The 14400-nt window shown below is 61.2% G+C and carries 14 protein-coding genes; 11 read left to right on the forward strand and 3 right to left on the reverse strand.

From position 1 onward, the window contains the following. Positions 1-4 precede the first annotated feature (4 nt). Both AC1RLZ_RS20200 and AC1RLZ_RS20205 read right to left on the reverse strand, forming a co-directional pair. Positions 5-1192: a DUF2865 domain-containing protein gene (locus AC1RLZ_RS20200; protein WP_493190085.1), complete on the reverse strand. Its 1188-nt coding sequence runs from the start codon at positions 1190-1192 to the stop codon at positions 5-7. 225 nt (positions 1193-1417) lie between these two features. Then, entirely contained in the window at positions 1418-1723 is a 306-nt protein-coding gene (locus AC1RLZ_RS20205) for a hypothetical protein (RefSeq protein WP_371425427.1), read from the reverse strand. Between the two features lie 286 nt (positions 1724-2009). On the opposite strand from AC1RLZ_RS20205, the gene cysS reads away from it, so the two are divergent. From cysS to AC1RLZ_RS20225, 4 genes are all read left to right on the forward strand, one after another. Then, complete coding sequence (gene cysS / locus AC1RLZ_RS20210) at positions 2010-3404, forward strand: cysteine--tRNA ligase (protein ID WP_493190086.1); 1395 nt, start codon at positions 2010-2012, stop codon at positions 3402-3404. 115 nt (positions 3405-3519) lie between these two features. Further along, positions 3520-4014 (forward strand): GNAT family N-acetyltransferase, encoded by a 495-nt coding sequence (locus AC1RLZ_RS20215; protein ID WP_493190087.1) that lies wholly within the window; start codon positions 3520-3522, stop codon positions 4012-4014. 30 nt (positions 4015-4044) lie between these two features. Continuing rightward, positions 4045-4434, forward strand: a complete 390-nt coding sequence (locus AC1RLZ_RS20220) for a VOC family protein (protein ID WP_493190088.1) — start codon at positions 4045-4047, stop codon at positions 4432-4434. Positions 4435-4762: 328 nt separating this feature from the next. Next, positions 4763-5887, forward strand: coding sequence for a Fic family protein (locus AC1RLZ_RS20225; protein WP_493190089.1), 1125 nt, complete (start codon positions 4763-4765; stop codon positions 5885-5887). Positions 5888-6205: 318 nt separating this feature from the next. On the opposite strand, the gene AC1RLZ_RS20230 is transcribed toward AC1RLZ_RS20225, so the two are convergent. Continuing rightward, positions 6206-6811, reverse strand: coding sequence for an LOG family protein (locus AC1RLZ_RS20230; protein WP_371425416.1), 606 nt, complete (start codon positions 6809-6811; stop codon positions 6206-6208). Between the two features lie 208 nt (positions 6812-7019). Here AC1RLZ_RS20230 and AC1RLZ_RS20235 point away from each other — a divergent pair, with 208 nt between their 5' ends. From AC1RLZ_RS20235 to AC1RLZ_RS20265, 7 genes are all read left to right on the forward strand, one after another. Further along, positions 7020-8975, forward strand: coding sequence for an ABCB family ABC transporter ATP-binding protein/permease (locus AC1RLZ_RS20235; protein WP_493190090.1), 1956 nt, complete (start codon positions 7020-7022; stop codon positions 8973-8975). 51 nt (positions 8976-9026) lie between these two features. Next, the gene (locus tag AC1RLZ_RS20240) at positions 9027-9725 is read left to right on the forward strand and encodes a phosphatidylserine decarboxylase (protein WP_068730577.1); all 699 of its coding nucleotides are present in this window, start codon (positions 9027-9029) and stop codon (positions 9723-9725) included. A gap of 109 nt (positions 9726-9834) precedes the next feature. Beyond that, entirely contained in the window at positions 9835-10713 is an 879-nt protein-coding gene (gene pssA / locus AC1RLZ_RS20245; protein ID WP_493190120.1) for a CDP-diacylglycerol--serine O-phosphatidyltransferase, read from the forward strand. A gap of 158 nt (positions 10714-10871) precedes the next feature. Continuing rightward, positions 10872-11591, forward strand: coding sequence for an RraA family protein (locus AC1RLZ_RS20250; protein ID WP_371425412.1), 720 nt, complete (start codon positions 10872-10874; stop codon positions 11589-11591). Between the two features lie 132 nt (positions 11592-11723). Beyond that, positions 11724-12470, forward strand: a complete 747-nt coding sequence (locus AC1RLZ_RS20255; RefSeq protein ID WP_493190091.1) for a class I SAM-dependent methyltransferase — start codon at positions 11724-11726, stop codon at positions 12468-12470. Between the two features lie 209 nt (positions 12471-12679). Next, entirely contained in the window at positions 12680-13453 is a 774-nt protein-coding gene (locus AC1RLZ_RS20260; RefSeq protein ID WP_493190092.1) for a motility protein A, read from the forward strand. Between the two features lie 30 nt (positions 13454-13483). Next, on the forward strand, positions 13484-14308 hold the full coding sequence (locus AC1RLZ_RS20265; RefSeq protein ID WP_371425406.1) for an OmpA/MotB family protein: 825 nt from the start codon (positions 13484-13486) through the stop codon (positions 14306-14308). Positions 14309-14400 lie beyond the last annotated feature (92 nt).

A 14400-nucleotide genomic window follows, 5' to 3' on the forward strand; every position in this document is an offset into this window, starting at 1 on the left:
CCGCCTAGCGCGGCGCGTTGTTCGGCAGGAATTGCGGGCCGACCGTGCGGATCTGGCCAGGAGTGGACGGCGTCGCAGGCTGCGCGGGTGCTGTTGTTGCGGCAGGGGCATCGGTCGTCGCGCCCTTCTTCAAGGCGGCGGGGGTGCCCTTGGTCTGCGGTTGCGACATCCGTTTGGCACGTTCCTCGGTGACGACGATGTCGCCATTCTCCGCGGCCGATTTGTCGTCGACATTCTTCAACGCGTCCGACCAGGTCTGGCCCTGCGCCTTGCAGGAGCACGACGGGTTGAACTCGGTGCGATACTTGAACGCATTCGGTGACGACGAGTAAGGCTGGCCCGAGATCGACACCGCAGAGTTCATGTCTTCGCCGGGATTGCGATAGGTGAACAGGTTGGCGTCGGAGGCCGGGCAGAGATTCTTGCAGGTCCGCTCGTCATCGCCGAAGCGCGCAGGGATCGTCGCGAACGAAATCGGGAAATAGAAGCCGTCGCAGGTGCGCACGCAGACGGTACGATAGGTGCCCGACGGCACGGGCGTCATATTTCCGTCCAGCGGCGGCGCGCCGGGGCTCGGCTCGTTATTGCCGAACAGATTGCTCAGGAAACCGCCGGGACCGGAATTCTGTGGCGCCGCGCGCTGCGCAGCAGCGGCGTATTGCGGGCCGCAATTGTTCTGGGCGAGGGCCAGCAGCACTGAGCGGCGCTGGGTATCGCGATCCGAACTGCCGGGCGTGCCGACGCGCAGGCGTTCGAGGCTCGTGGTGATCTGATCCAGATTGCCGCGCATCTGCTGGATCTGGGTGTTGACCGGGCCGCACTGTGCCGACTGCCCATTGAACAGCGAGAAGAAGCCGGAACTGTCGCAGCCCATCCGCTTGGCCTGCGCCGAGACGCGATCGAGCTCGCTTTGCTGCTTGGACGCGGCGTCCTCATAGCGGCGGAGCTGTTCGGCGCGCGCGGGATCGAGGCCGTTGCCGCGATCGATGGTCGAAAGCTGCGCTTCGAGGCGCCCGCACATCGGATTTGCAGAACCCTGCTGTTGCGCCTGACCCGGCGGATAGACCTGCTGCGCGGGATAGCTGGAGGGCCCATTCTGTGCCGATGCAGGAGTGCCCAGCGACAGCGCACCAATCAGTGCGGCACCAACGAAAACCCAGCGAGAGAGGGAAGCAGTCACAGTGTCAGACATATCCGGCCAATGCGCGAGTCAGAAGCGAGCGAGACAGAAACAAGCGAGGTGGATGCGCGCTTCGATGCCGCGGCCAGCCTCTCGCCGACGTTGCCAGACGCGCGCGATGAAAATGCGGCGGCGAACGCGGCTTTCCATAGCCGCTTCTCGCGGCAGGGTCACGTCGTTTCCGGGGCCTCACTGTGGCCGCAGGCGCGATGCAAGAAGGTCGCAAGCCGCGGCATGTCAGCGCTGGCAGGTAATCGCGACGAATTCGTCGCATTTGCCGTGATGGCAGGCGCTGCCTGATGTCGGGACCGAGCCGGTCACTTCATCGGGATCGACACGGCGATAGGCGACGGCCTGGTCGAAGGCGCGCGATTTGCAATAAGACGCTGCGGCATGCGCGCCGCACTTCTCGCCACGGGCGAGGCACTGATCGATGCCGTAACCGTCAGACTGGTTGGCGATGATGAAGACGCGGGAATCGGCAAACGCCGAGGAAGCAGCCAGAACGAAGACCGCCGTCAGAACGACTGAAATGGATTTCATAACTCACCGAATGAATGAGGAAATTCGCCCTCATTCGATATGCCCCAAAGATTAACAATCATTAACCATGGGCGGCGTAGCCGTGGATTAAGGCCGAAATCAGCCCATTACGGCATTGTTCCGCGCCCTTGACGGGCCACCGGGGGGTGCCCCATGGTGCCCCGATGAACGGTTCTCTCGCCATTTGTGGCATTTGCCGCGAGATTAAGAGCTAGCGATTCGCTGGCTGAGGCCGTCTTTTCTCACGTGAGATAATCGGACGCCCGGCCGCTAGGGACGGACATCCATGGAACTGCGCCTTTACGATACTCTGACCCGCGAAAAGCGCGTCTTCACGCCGATCGATGCCGACAACGTCCGGATGTATGTCTGCGGGCCGACGGTCTACGACTTCGCCCATATCGGCAATGCGCGTCCGGTCATTGTGTTCGACGTGCTGTTCCGGCTGCTGCGGCACGTCTACGGCGCCGACAAGGTCACCTATGTCCGCAACATCACCGACGTCGACGACAAGATCAACGACCGCGCGTTGCGCGACTTTCCGGGCCTGCCGCTGAACGAGGCCATTCGCCGCGTCACTGAGACCACGTTCAATCAGTTCGAGACTGACGTTCATGCGCTGGGCTGCCTGCCGCCGACCCATCAGCCGCGGGCGACGGACTTCGTGCTTCCGCGGTCCGACGGCAAGACCGACATGGTGACGCTGATCAAGGAATTGATCGCGCGCGGCCACGCCTATGAGGCTGCGGGCGAAGTGCTGTTCGACACCCAGTCGATGGCCGACTATGGCGCGCTCTCCGGCCGCAAGCTGGAAGATCAGCAGGCCGGTGCGCGCGTTGCCGTCGATGCGCACAAGAAGCATCCGACCGACTTCGTGTTGTGGAAGCAGTCATCCGCGGAAGAGCCCGGCTGGGAAAGCCCGTGGGGCCGGGGCCGTCCGGGCTGGCACATCGAGTGCTCGGCGATGGCGGAGGCCTATCTCGGCACGATCTTCGACATTCATGGCGGCGGCCTCGATCTGATCTTCCCGCATCATGAAAACGAGATCGCCCAGTCACGCTGCGCGCACGGTACGCATGCGATGGCGAATTACTGGATGCATAACGGCTTCCTGCAGGTCGAAGGCGAGAAGATGTCGAAGAGCCTCGGCAACTTCTTTACCATCCGGGAATTGCTGAACGACTGGCCGGGCGAAGTGCTGCGCCTGAACATGCTGAAGACACACTATCGCTCGCCGATCGACTGGACCGTGAAGGGTCTGGAAGAAAGCGCCAAGACGCTCGATGACTGGTATTGGGTCGCGGCGGATGCAGCAGGTGGCAACGTCTCCGACAAGGTGATGGAGCCGCTGTTCGACGATCTGAACACGTCGCTGGCGGTTGCGGCGTTGCACGGTCTTCGCAACAGTGCGGCAGCAGGCCATGACGGCGATCGCAGCCAATTTGCAGCGTCGTTGCGTGCGCTCGGTTTCCTGTCGGAAACGGCTGCTGCATGGAATGGACGCAAACAACAGGCCAGCGGGATCGACGCAGCAAAGGTCGATGGTTTGATTGCGGATCGTACGGCCGCGCGAGCCCGCAAGGACTTCAAGGAGTCCGATCGTATCCGCGACGAACTTGCCGCCATGGGCGTCGTCATCAAGGACTCGAAGGAAGGCACCACCTGGGAGATCGCGCGATGAGCCGACCCGACACACCGTTTCCAAAACACTGGAAATATTACATTGCCCTCAAGTGGGCATTGATCGTCGGCGCGATCGCGCTGGCACTGAAGCTGGTGGATTTCTGGTGAGCGCCATGGGTGAAGCAAAACCGGCATTGCGGCCGTTCCTGCCGGATGACACCGCGATTGCGGCGGCGATCTATGTGGCCAGCATCGAGGAATTGACGGGCGACGACTACAGCGAAGCGCAGCAGGAAGCCTGGGCTGCCACGGCCGACGATGAAGTGGCGTTCGGCAAGCGGCTGGCGTTGCAACTCACGCTGATCGCGACACTGGACGGCGTGCCGGTCGGCTTTGCATCGCTGAAAGGCGCCAACCACATCGATTTGCTTTACGTGCATCCCAATGCCACCCTGCAGGGTGTGGCATCGCTGCTGATCGATGCGATCGAGAGGCTGGCAGGTGCACGCGGCGCCAAGCTGCTGACCGTCGATGCCAGCGACACCGCCGAGCCGTTCTTCAGGAAACGCGGATATATCCCCACACAACGCAACAGCGTGCCGCTGAATGACGAGTGGCTTGCCAACACCACGATGCAGAAAACGCTGGGCGAAACTGGGGCGTCCTAACTCAAATGAGACGGCGGGGGAGGAAGACCGATGATCGATCACATCTCCATCGCGGTCAGCAATCTCGAACGTGCCGTGCCATTCTACGAGCGCAGTTTCGCGCCGCTTGGTATGTCCCGACTGGTCACACGTCCGGCAATGGTCGGGTTCGGCAAGACCTATCCGGAAATCTGGCTCAATCTGCGTGCAGGCATGGCGCTTCTGCCCCTTGATAGCGGTGTGCATCTTTGCCTGCGCGCGAGGACGATGGATGAAGTGGATGCGTTTTATGCGGCAGCCATGGCCGCTGGCGGCGTCTCGGAAAGTGCGCCCTCGCTGCGGCCGCATGATCGCGTGCGCTACTACGCAACTTTCATCGCCGATGCCGATGGCAATCGCATCGAGGTGGTGACATTCCCGAAGGACGATATTGCGCCGTAGTTTTGCTCCGCAAACCCGCTTTCGAGAAAAGCGAGTCCGGGAACCTCATCATGTTTTCCGCCTTGCACAGGACCGGCCAAAACATCGGCCAAAATCTACCCGGAAAACAAATTTATACTGTAAGATCAATTGATTAAGGTGTCGAAAGAGCGGTCGGTAATCCAACCTCAAGATCGGCCAAGAAATCGGCCAATATTAATGATAATTTCGTATTTTGTATGAAATATCAATATCTTGCGATATCGTATGATCGGCCAAAATGACAGAAGAAACCCCACAGCGCATTGAGCCTGCGAGGCTGGAAGAGACATCCGAGGCCATCGCGGACGTGATCGCCGATCTGTCTGTTGCCTCCACGAAACTCGGTGTCGGGTTGCATCCGCGCACGGCTGCTAACCTCGCCGACCTCGTGCGGCTGATGAACACCTACTACAGCAACCTGATTGAAGGCCATAACACGCGCCCGAGAGATATTGCCCGTGCGCTGGAAGGCAAGCTCGACCAGGACGAGGGCCGCAGGAACCTTCAGCTCGAGGCTGCCGCGCATGTGCGCTTGCAAGCCGAGATCGACCGTCTTGCCTCTGACGGCAAACTCGGCGAGCCGGCCTCAATCGAATTCATCAAATGGCTCCACCTCGAATTCTATCGCCACGCGCCGGAAGATATGTTGCGCATCAGCGGCAAGGATTCCGAATTCATCATGGTGCCGGGTGCGTGGCGCTCGAAGCCGGAGCACGACGTGGCAGTTGGACGGCATGTCCCGCCATCAAGCGCGCGCGTCGATGACTTCATGAAATATTTCGAGCAGCGTTATGCGTTCAAATCTTTGAAGACTGCGGGCCGCATCATGGCGATTGCCGCCGCCCATCATCGCTTCAACTACATCCATCCTTTTCCGGATGGTAACGGTCGCGTCAGCCGCCTGATGAGTCATGCTATGGCGCAGCTTTCCGGAATAGGATCGCATGGCCTTTGGTCAATCTCACGCGGTCTTGCCCGCGGTCTGAAGACGCCAAGCGAGTACAAGCGAATGATGGATTTGGCGGACACGCCGCGTCAGGGCGATCTCGACGGACGCGGCAATCTCTCGCTCAAAGCGCTCAGCGAATTTATCCTGTGGTTCCTGCAAGTCTGTCTCGATCAGGTGAAGTTCATGGACAGCCTGTTCGAGCTCGATAGTTTGGGCCAGCGTTTGCGTACCTATGTCGAGCGCAGCAGCACACTGAAGCCAGAGGCCATACGCCTTCTGGAGGAAGCGCTCATTCGTGGACAGTTTGAACGTGGTGATATTTCTCGTATCACGGGACTTCGGGATCGCACGGCGCGACGGGTATTGGCCGATGTCATCGCCGACGGCCTGCTCGCATCGGAGACGCCAAAAGGTGCGGTCTCGTTGCGCTTCCCGGTCGAGGCGCTCGACGTGCTGTTTCCGAGGTTATTTCCAGAGACGTAAAAGAGAGCAGGCGCCCGCGCAAGCCGAGGCAAGGTTTGCATTCCGTGTGGCGCGACAGAGCGTCCAACAAATTCGTTGCAACATTGCGTCCAACAAAAATGAATCTCTCATCGGTGCTGCCCAAACGAGCTTGGCAGCGACTCGTGGAGTTCACATTAGAAATCAGTCTGTCTGATTAGTTCGTATTGAAGCCGAGGCTCCGAAAGGTCATTCAAGCCTGGTGAGAGGGAGCCGGTGAGCGAAACGCTGGCTCCTCCTCATCTGAGGCGTTATTGGCGCTCGGCTTCGACCCCTTCCCCGCAAGCGGAGAGAGGTTAGTCAGAGCCGTGTCGCGACGTCCGGAGCCAGCTTCCTGGCTTCGTCGGAGGCCAGCGCCGCAGCGGTGCGGAGCCGGGGCAGGATGTCTTCCGCGCGGTCGGCCGTCAGCACGTTTAGCGGCAGTGTCGGCCGGATGAAGGCTGTCGAGCGCATGTGTTTGAGCAGTTCGAGCAGCGGCTCCCAGAAGTTATCGATATTGGCCATCAGGATCGGCTTGCTGTGGCGCCCGAGCTGCTGCCAGGTGAGCTGTTCGACCAGCTCTTCCAGCGTGCCGATGCCGCCGGGGAGGGCGACGAAGGCGTCGGAGCGCTCGAACATCAGCCGTTTGCGCTCATGCATGTCATGGGTGATGATCAGCTCCTGGGCGCCCGTCATCGCGTTTTCGCGCTTGGTCAGGAACTCCGGGATGATGCCGGTAACCCGGCCCCCATTGTCCAGTACGGACTTGGCTACCGCACCCATCAGTCCGATGGAGCCGCCGCCATAGACCAGACCGATGCCTTGCTCGGCCATGATCTTGCCGAGCGCAACTGCTGATTCGACGAAACTGGGATTGGTACCGGGGCCGGAGCCGCAATAGACGCAGATCGTTTTAATTGTGCTCATAGAATCCATGTGGCACTGCGGGATAACAGCGTCAAGACACGGAATGAACGCGATACGGGAAATTCCTGCCCGGGACACCTCTGCGCAGGAAAAGAATGCTCCGTGAGGGTGCGACGTTCCGACAAAGCGCCTATATGCATTCAAATGAAATCGACCTCCATTTTGAGCCGGCCCCGGGCCGCCGCTCCGTTCGTTCCAGGCGCCGTGCATGTCTGATTCCGATCCCGCGCTGAACGGCGAGACAACTCCTAACCCGGCCTATATCGAACGCGGCACGCTGTTCGGGACGCTCGCGCATTTGTGGCCCTATATCTGGCCGGGCGACCGCGACGACCTGAAGATGCGCGTCGTCTGGTCGATGCTGCTGCTGCTGGTCGCCAAGGCGGCCACACTGACGGTGCCGTTCACCTTCAAATGGGCGATCGATGCGCTGACCGGCGCTGATACGGCTCCCGTCCAGTCCTCGAACTGGACGCTGTGGCTGATCGCATCGCCGGTCGCCATGACCGTCAGCTACGGTGCCACCCGCGTACTGATGGCGATCTTTACGCAATGGCGCGACGGCATCTTCGCCAAGGTAGCGATGCATGCGGTGCGCAAGCTCGCCTATCTTACTTTCGTCCATATGCATGAACTGTCGCTGCGCTTTCATCTGGAGCGCAAGACCGGCGGTCTGACCCGCGTGCTCGAACGCGGCCGCGCAGGCATCGAAGTCATCGTGCGCATGGTCATCCTGCAACTGGTGCCGACCATCATCGAATTGTTGCTGGTGATGGGCGTGCTGCTCTGGCAGTTCGACTGGCGCTATGTGCTGGTGGTGGCGATCACCGTGGTCGTCTACATGTACTACACGTATCTGGCGACCGAGTGGCGCATCGCCATCCGCCGCAACATGAACGAGTCCGATACCGAGGCGAATACCAAGGCGATCGACTCGCTGCTGAACTATGAAACGGTCAAATATTTCAGCGCCGAAACGCGTGAGGCTGAACGTTACGACAAGACGGTCGAACGCTTCGAGCGCGCCAGCGTCAAGACCTATACCTCGCTGGCCGTCCTCAATACCGGGCAGGCGATCATCTTCACGCTCGGTCTGACATCGACGATGTTGATGTGCGCGGTTGGCGTCCGCAACGGCACCCACACGGTGGGCGATTTCGTCATGATCAACGCCATGATGATCCAGCTCTACCAGCCGCTGAATTTCATGGGCATGGTGTATCGCGAGATCAAGCAGGCGATCATCGACATCGAGAAAATGTTCGGTGTCCTGAACCGCAATCCGGAAGTGAAGGATATTCCAGGCGCTCCGCCGCTGCTCGTGACATCGGGTGCGGTGCGTTTCGACGACGTGCGCTTCGCCTACGATCCGGAGCGGCCGATCCTGAAGGGGCTCTCCTTTGAGGTGCCGGCCGGCAAGACGGTCGCCATCGTTGGTCCGTCGGGGGCCGGCAAGTCGACGATCTCGCGGCTGCTGTTCCGGCTGTACGATGTATCGGGCGGTACGATCTCCATCGATGGCCAGAACATTCGCAATGTCACGCAGGCCTCGTTGCGCCAGTCGATCGGCATGGTCCCGCAGGACACCGTGCTGTTCAACGACACCATCCGTTACAACATCCGCTATGGCCGCTGGGACGCAACTGACGCGGAGGTCGAGGAAGCTGCCCGCATGGCGCAGATCGACCCGTTCATCCGGATGTCGCCGAAGGGCTACGAGACCGAAGTGGGCGAGCGCGGCCTGAAACTTTCCGGCGGTGAAAAGCAGCGTGTGGCCATTGCGCGCACAGTGCTGAAGGGCCCGCCGATCCTGTTGTTGGACGAAGCGACGTCGGCGCTCGACAGCCACACCGAACAGGAGATCCAGGACGCGCTGGAAAAGGTCTCGCAGGGGCGCACCTCGCTGGTGATTGCGCATCGGCTGTCCACCATCGTCGGTGCCGACGAGATCATCGTGCTCGATCAGGGGCGCATCGCCGAGCGGGGCACCCATGGCCAGCTGCTGGCTGCGGGCGGTCTTTATGCCAGCATGTGGAACCGGCAGCGCGAGGCCCAGGAGGCCCGCGAACGGCTCGCCCAGATCGATGACGATGCCGCTGCCCCCAATCGCGCCCCGCCCGTTGTGGACGACGATCGCCTGATGACGCCTGACGCGGCGGAATAATCTCTGCTAAAGCAGGGCCAGATTCTGCCCAAACCCAGGTTTCAAGCACCCATGTCCATCGCAAATTCCATCCGTGGCCAGATCCCGCCGATCCACAAGGAAGGCTATCCGTTCATTGGCGCCTTTGCGCTGGCGAGCCTGGTGCTGTTCTGGATCTGGACGCCGCTGGGCTGGATCGGCACGGTCCTGACGGTCTGGTGCGCATTGTTCTTCCGCGATCCGGTGCGCGTGACCCCGACCCGCGAGGGCGTCGTGGTGTCGCCCGCCGACGGGAAGGTGTCGATGGTGCAGCCGGTCCTGCCGCCGGCCGAACTCGGCCTCGGCGACCAGCCGCTGCTGCGCATTTCGGTGTTCATGAGCGTCTTCAACGTCCATGTGAACCGCAGCCCGGTGGCTGGCCGGATCGAGCGCATCGCCTATCGGCCGGGCAAGTTCATCAATGCCGAGCTGGACAAGGCCAGCGAGGACAACGAGCGCAATTCGCTGGTCATTTCGACCCCGGGTGGCCGGATCGGCGTGGTACAGATCGCCGGCCTCGTGGCGCGCCGGATCGTGTCCTTCGTGCGCGAGGGCCAGACCCTGAGCGCCGGGGAGCGCTTCGGCCTGATCCGTTTCGGTTCCCGGCTGGATATCTACCTGCCGGAGGGCAGCAAGGCGCTGGTGGCCGTGGGACAGACCGCGATTGCCGGCGAAACCGTGCTGGCCGATTTCCGGATCGGTGACGGCGGCCGGACTTACCGCGTCGATTAAGCCGGGTTGGTAGACCCAGGGGTAATTAACCCCGTTGTCGTGCCGTTTTGGGCTGCAGGACGCCACAATGGCGGAGCAGGGTGGGGTTTGCTAAGGTCGACCCATGCATATGCCAGACGATAGCCCATCGCCAGAGACGCGCCGCCGCCGGTTCCGGACCATTCCGATCCGGATGCTGGTGCCGAACATGATCACGCTGCTGGCGATTTGCGCCGGCCTGACGGCGATCCGCCTGTCCACCGAAGGACGGATGGAACTCGCGGTTGCGGCCATCGTGTTCGCCGCCGTACTCGACGGCGTCGACGGTCGTGTTGCCCGCATGATCAAGGGGCAGTCGAAATTCGGCGCTGAACTCGACAGTCTGGCTGACTTCGTCAATTTCGGTGTGGCGCCGGGCCTTATCCTGTACTTCTGGCAGCTCCACGATCTCAGCAATGCCGGCTGGATCGCCGCGATGGTGTTCGCCATCGCCGGCAGCCTGCGGCTCGCGCGCTTCAATGCCACCATGGATGATCCAGACAAGCCGGCCTTCGCGGCCAACTTTTTCACGGGCATGCCGGCGCCGCTGGGCGCGCTGACCGTGATGCTGCCGATCTATCTGGGCTTCCTGGGCATGCCGATGCCGCCGGCCATCCTGACGACCCTCTACACGCTGCTGGTCGGCTTCCTCATGGTGTCGCGGTTGCCGGTGTTCTCCGGCAAGGCGGTCAATATGCGGGTGCCGCGCGAGATGGTGCTGCCGGTGTTCGTCGGCGTCGTGCTCTTCATTGCACTGTTGATTGGCTACCCCTGGCACATCCTGTCGGCACTCTCGATCATGTATCTGCTGAGTCTGCCGCTGGGCTGGAAGTCGTATCGCGATCAGGAACGCGCGCTTACCGCGCAGTCGGTGGTGCCGGTCGATGCGGCGGCGCCCGATGCATCGGCGCCCTATACGCCGGGTGCACCAGAGATCGCACCGGACGATCGGCCCGCCCGCCTGAACTGATTGTTCATCTCGCGAACAATTCGCGCGGTTGTTGTCCGGAAGGAGAGCAGCCGTATTTCGTTTTGGGCGTGCAGCGAACTCGGCTATATCCGGAGTCACTCAGCTACGACGACGTCCCGCGAAGACGGGATGCGATAATCACACACAGGAGAAACGCCGTGACGAATTCCGCGACCGGTCCGCTGCCCGCATCCGTTCTGGAAGCACTGGGCCGCTATGACACGCCGACCATCTGCAATGCGATGGAGATCGTAGCACCCGAGCGCCGGCTGATCGGCTACACCACGCGTCCGCTGGTTTGTCCGTTTCCCAATCTCCCGCCCATCGTCGGCTATGCGCGCACCGCGACCATTCGCGCAACCATGGCCTCCGGCCTTCCTGCCGCCGAACAGAAGGCGCGGCGGCTCGCTTACTACGAATATGTCGGTACGGGCATCGGTCCGCGCATCAGCGTGATCCAGGATATCGACGGGCCCAATGTGGGCTATGGTGCGTTCTGGGGCGAGGTGAACAGCGCCGTGCACAAGGCGCTTGGTTGCCTCGGTGTTGTCACCGACGGTTCGATCCGCGACATCCCGCAATGGGCGCCGGACTTCCAGGCCCTCGCCGGCACCATCGGCCCGTCGCATGCCTATGTGCATGTGAGCGAGTTCGGTCAGGAAATACGCGTGGCTGGCATGAGTGTCCGTTCGGACGATCTGATCCATGCCGATCAGCACGGAGCGGTCGTGATCCCGCTCGATGTCGCCGCGAAACTTCCGGAGGCAGCCGAGCTGTGCGGACGCCGCGAGACACCCATTCTCGATATCGCGCGCAGCCCGTCATTCACGCTCGAGAAGCTGAAAGAGGCGATGGCGCGCTCGTCGGAAATACACTGAAATGCAGGGCTATTAAGACTAATAATAAAGGTTAGATGCCGACCATACCGAACCAGCTCCGGTTGCTTGCGCGGCCGGAGGGCTTCGGGCTAATTGCCGGTTCCGCCGTTAAAACGGACATTGGAGACGGTATTGCCTCAGACCAAGGATATGAAGAAAGCTTGGAATGAGCGCGCAAATCGTGACCCGTTCTTTTACGTCGAGACCGAGCTGTGGGATCACGATCCCGAAAAATTCTTCGCACTCGGTCGCGACCGCGCGACGCTGCTGATTGATCCCGTTCTCGCAAAATATACCGTTGATCCCGCCGGCAAGACGGCGGTCGATATCGGCTGCGGCGTCGGGCGTTTCACGCAGGCGCTCGGGCGGCGTTTCACCAGGGCTGTCGGTATCGACGTGTCCGACGTCATGGTTGAGAAGGCGAAGGCGGCGGCCGCAGCGTTCACCAATCTCGACTTCGTCGCAGGCGATGGCGTCGTGTTTCCCCTGGTATCCGAGACCGCGGACTTCGTATGGTCATATGAGGTCTTTCAGCACATGCCATCGCATGATGTCGTGAAGGCCAATCTGGTCGAGGTTGCCCGCATCCTGCGTCCATCGGGGCTCGGACTCATTCACTTCCGAACGGCGCATGAGTATCCGACGATCCTCTGGCATATCGCCAAGTTCGTCCCGACGCCTGTCATCCAGAGGATCAAGGCGCTGCTCGGCAGGGATCCGTTGACGGCGGATACGTCGTGGCGCGGTGCAAAGCCCTTGCCGAAGAACACGATCGCAGACTTCTGCGTGGCCGCCGGCCTCAAGCCGATCGAGTTTCTCGATGACCCGACCCACGCGCCGGAATCACGTACCTTCGTGGTCGTCCGGCGCGCTGTCTGACGCCGCACAATCGTCCCAATCTGTCTACTGAACGAACTCGCCGTATCCGTCCCAGGGATGCGCGCGCCATTAATCTATCATTAACAGGCGGTGAAGCGGTAACGCGTCCTTAATCGCGATATCGCTAAGGTAGCTTTGCGCGGCCTGATTTCGAGGCGCGCCGCCGTCCAGGACGGGCGTTGCTCGATACGCGTAGCGTCGGAGTTGATATGGATATCACAACACTCGTCGGTCTCGTCGCTGGCATCATCGTGCTGTGTACCCTGGTCCTCATGGGCGGCGATTTCCGGATGTTCTACGACGTCCACGCCGTCATCATCATTTTCGGTGGCTCGTTCGCCGCGACATTGATCCGTTTCCCGCTCTCGGCCATCATTCATGGTCTGCCGCTCGGCGCCAAATATGCATTCACGCTGAGCCGTCTCACCGCGCGCGATCTTGTCGACGAACTCGCCCGCATCGCTGAAATCGCCAGAAAGCAGGGGCCGGTCGGACTTGAAAAGGTCGAGACCGACGAACCGTTTCTCGCCAAAGGCATCCGCTTCGTCGCTGACGGTTACGACATCGAATTCATCCGCGACAATCTCGAGCGCGACCGCGACAACTTCCTTATGCATCTCGATGAAGGCTCGAAGATTTACCGCGCGATCGGCGACTGTGCGCCGGCCTTCGGCATGATCGGTACACTCCTGGGCATGGTGCAGATGTTCTCGAATATGTCCGATCCGTCCAAGCTGGGTCCCTTCATGGCGGTCGCGCTGCTCGCCACGCTGTATGGCGCGCTGGTTGCAAACCTCATCTGTTTGCCAATCGCCGACAAGCTGCACGTCAAAGTGCTCGATGAGGAAACCAACCGCACGCTTATCATCGACGGCATTCTCATGATCCGTGACTCGAAGAGCCCGGCGCTGGTCCGTGAAATGCTGCTCGCCTATCTGCCCGAAAAGCATCGCCATGAAGAGGGGGAGCCGGTCCCCGCATAAGACGCAGGGGCGGGCCCGGAGCAACCACCGATGGCGAAGAAAAAACGCGGAGCAGCACACGGCGGCCATGGCTGGTTCGTGACCTTCGCCGATCTCATGGCGCTGCTGCTCAGTTACTTCGTCATGCTCGTGGCGTTCTCCAGCCCGGATGGCGCCAAGCTCAAGGTCGTCGCCGGCTCGGTCCGCGAAGCGTTCGGCGTGCAGTCGGACTCACGCTATTCCGGTGTGATCGAATCCGATGGCCTGCCGACGCGCGGTCTGACGAAGAACAAGGACCACGTATCTCCGGAAGATGCGTCGAACGTCACCAGTCCGAGTGAGAAGGGCGGTCGCCCGGCCGGCGCCAAGCTGAAGATGGATCGCGAATTCGCGCTCGCTTCAGCCTCGTTACGGCAGGCGTTGCAGGACATGCCGGAGATCAACGAGATCTCCAAGAACATCATGTTCGAGGAAACCAAGCAGGGCCTCAATCTGGAGATCATCGACCAGAACGGCCGCTCGATGTTTGCGGATGGATCCAAGGTTCCCTATGAGCGCACACGTCAGTTGCTGCAGAAGCTTGCCGGACCGCTGAAGGCGACGCCGCTGCGTGTGGCCATCGTCGGTCACACCGCGGCAGGCTTCGTGCCTGCGCGCAGTGAATATGATGCATTCGATCTGTCGGCCGATCGCGCCAATGTCGTTCGGCAGATTCTGGAAAGGGAGGGCTTGCCGCCGTCCCATATCTTCTCGGTATCGGGCAAGGCAGACAGCCAGCCATTGTTCCCCGATGATCCGACCATGGCCGCCAACCGGCGGGTGACCATTACGCTGATGCGGGAAGACCCGCCTCTGCCGCCAAACCTCAAGCCGTAGAACAGTCAATTCCTTTTTTTGCTGCTCCACCTCCATTTTGCCGCGTCCGGCATAAGCGACGGGCGGCAGGATAGGCTAGTGTCCCGGTTGAC

The organism is Tardiphaga sp. GW822-FHT04G09, from assembly GCF_058800725.1.

Coding starts and splice junctions, on each gene's coding strand:
- AC1RLZ_RS20200 (WP_493190085.1), bottom strand. CDS start 1,192: ATGTCTGACACTGTGACTGCTTCCCTCTCTCGCTGGGTTTTCGTTGGT.
- AC1RLZ_RS20205 (WP_371425427.1), bottom strand. CDS start 1,723: ATGAAATCCATTTCAGTCGTTCTGACGGCGGTCTTCGTTCTGGCTGCT.
- cysS (WP_493190086.1), top strand. CDS start 2,010: ATGGAACTGCGCCTTTACGATACTCTGACCCGCGAAAAGCGCGTCTTC.
- AC1RLZ_RS20215 (WP_493190087.1), top strand. CDS start 3,520: ATGGGTGAAGCAAAACCGGCATTGCGGCCGTTCCTGCCGGATGACACC.
- AC1RLZ_RS20220 (WP_493190088.1), top strand. CDS start 4,045: ATGATCGATCACATCTCCATCGCGGTCAGCAATCTCGAACGTGCCGTG.
- AC1RLZ_RS20230 (WP_371425416.1), bottom strand. CDS start 6,811: ATGAGCACAATTAAAACGATCTGCGTCTATTGCGGCTCCGGCCCCGGT.
- AC1RLZ_RS20235 (WP_493190090.1), top strand. CDS start 7,020: ATGTCTGATTCCGATCCCGCGCTGAACGGCGAGACAACTCCTAACCCG.
- AC1RLZ_RS20240 (WP_068730577.1), top strand. CDS start 9,027: ATGTCCATCGCAAATTCCATCCGTGGCCAGATCCCGCCGATCCACAAG.
- pssA (WP_493190120.1), top strand. CDS start 9,835: ATGCCAGACGATAGCCCATCGCCAGAGACGCGCCGCCGCCGGTTCCGG.
- AC1RLZ_RS20260 (WP_493190092.1), top strand. CDS start 12,680: ATGGATATCACAACACTCGTCGGTCTCGTCGCTGGCATCATCGTGCTG.
- AC1RLZ_RS20265 (WP_371425406.1), top strand. CDS start 13,484: ATGGCGAAGAAAAAACGCGGAGCAGCACACGGCGGCCATGGCTGGTTC.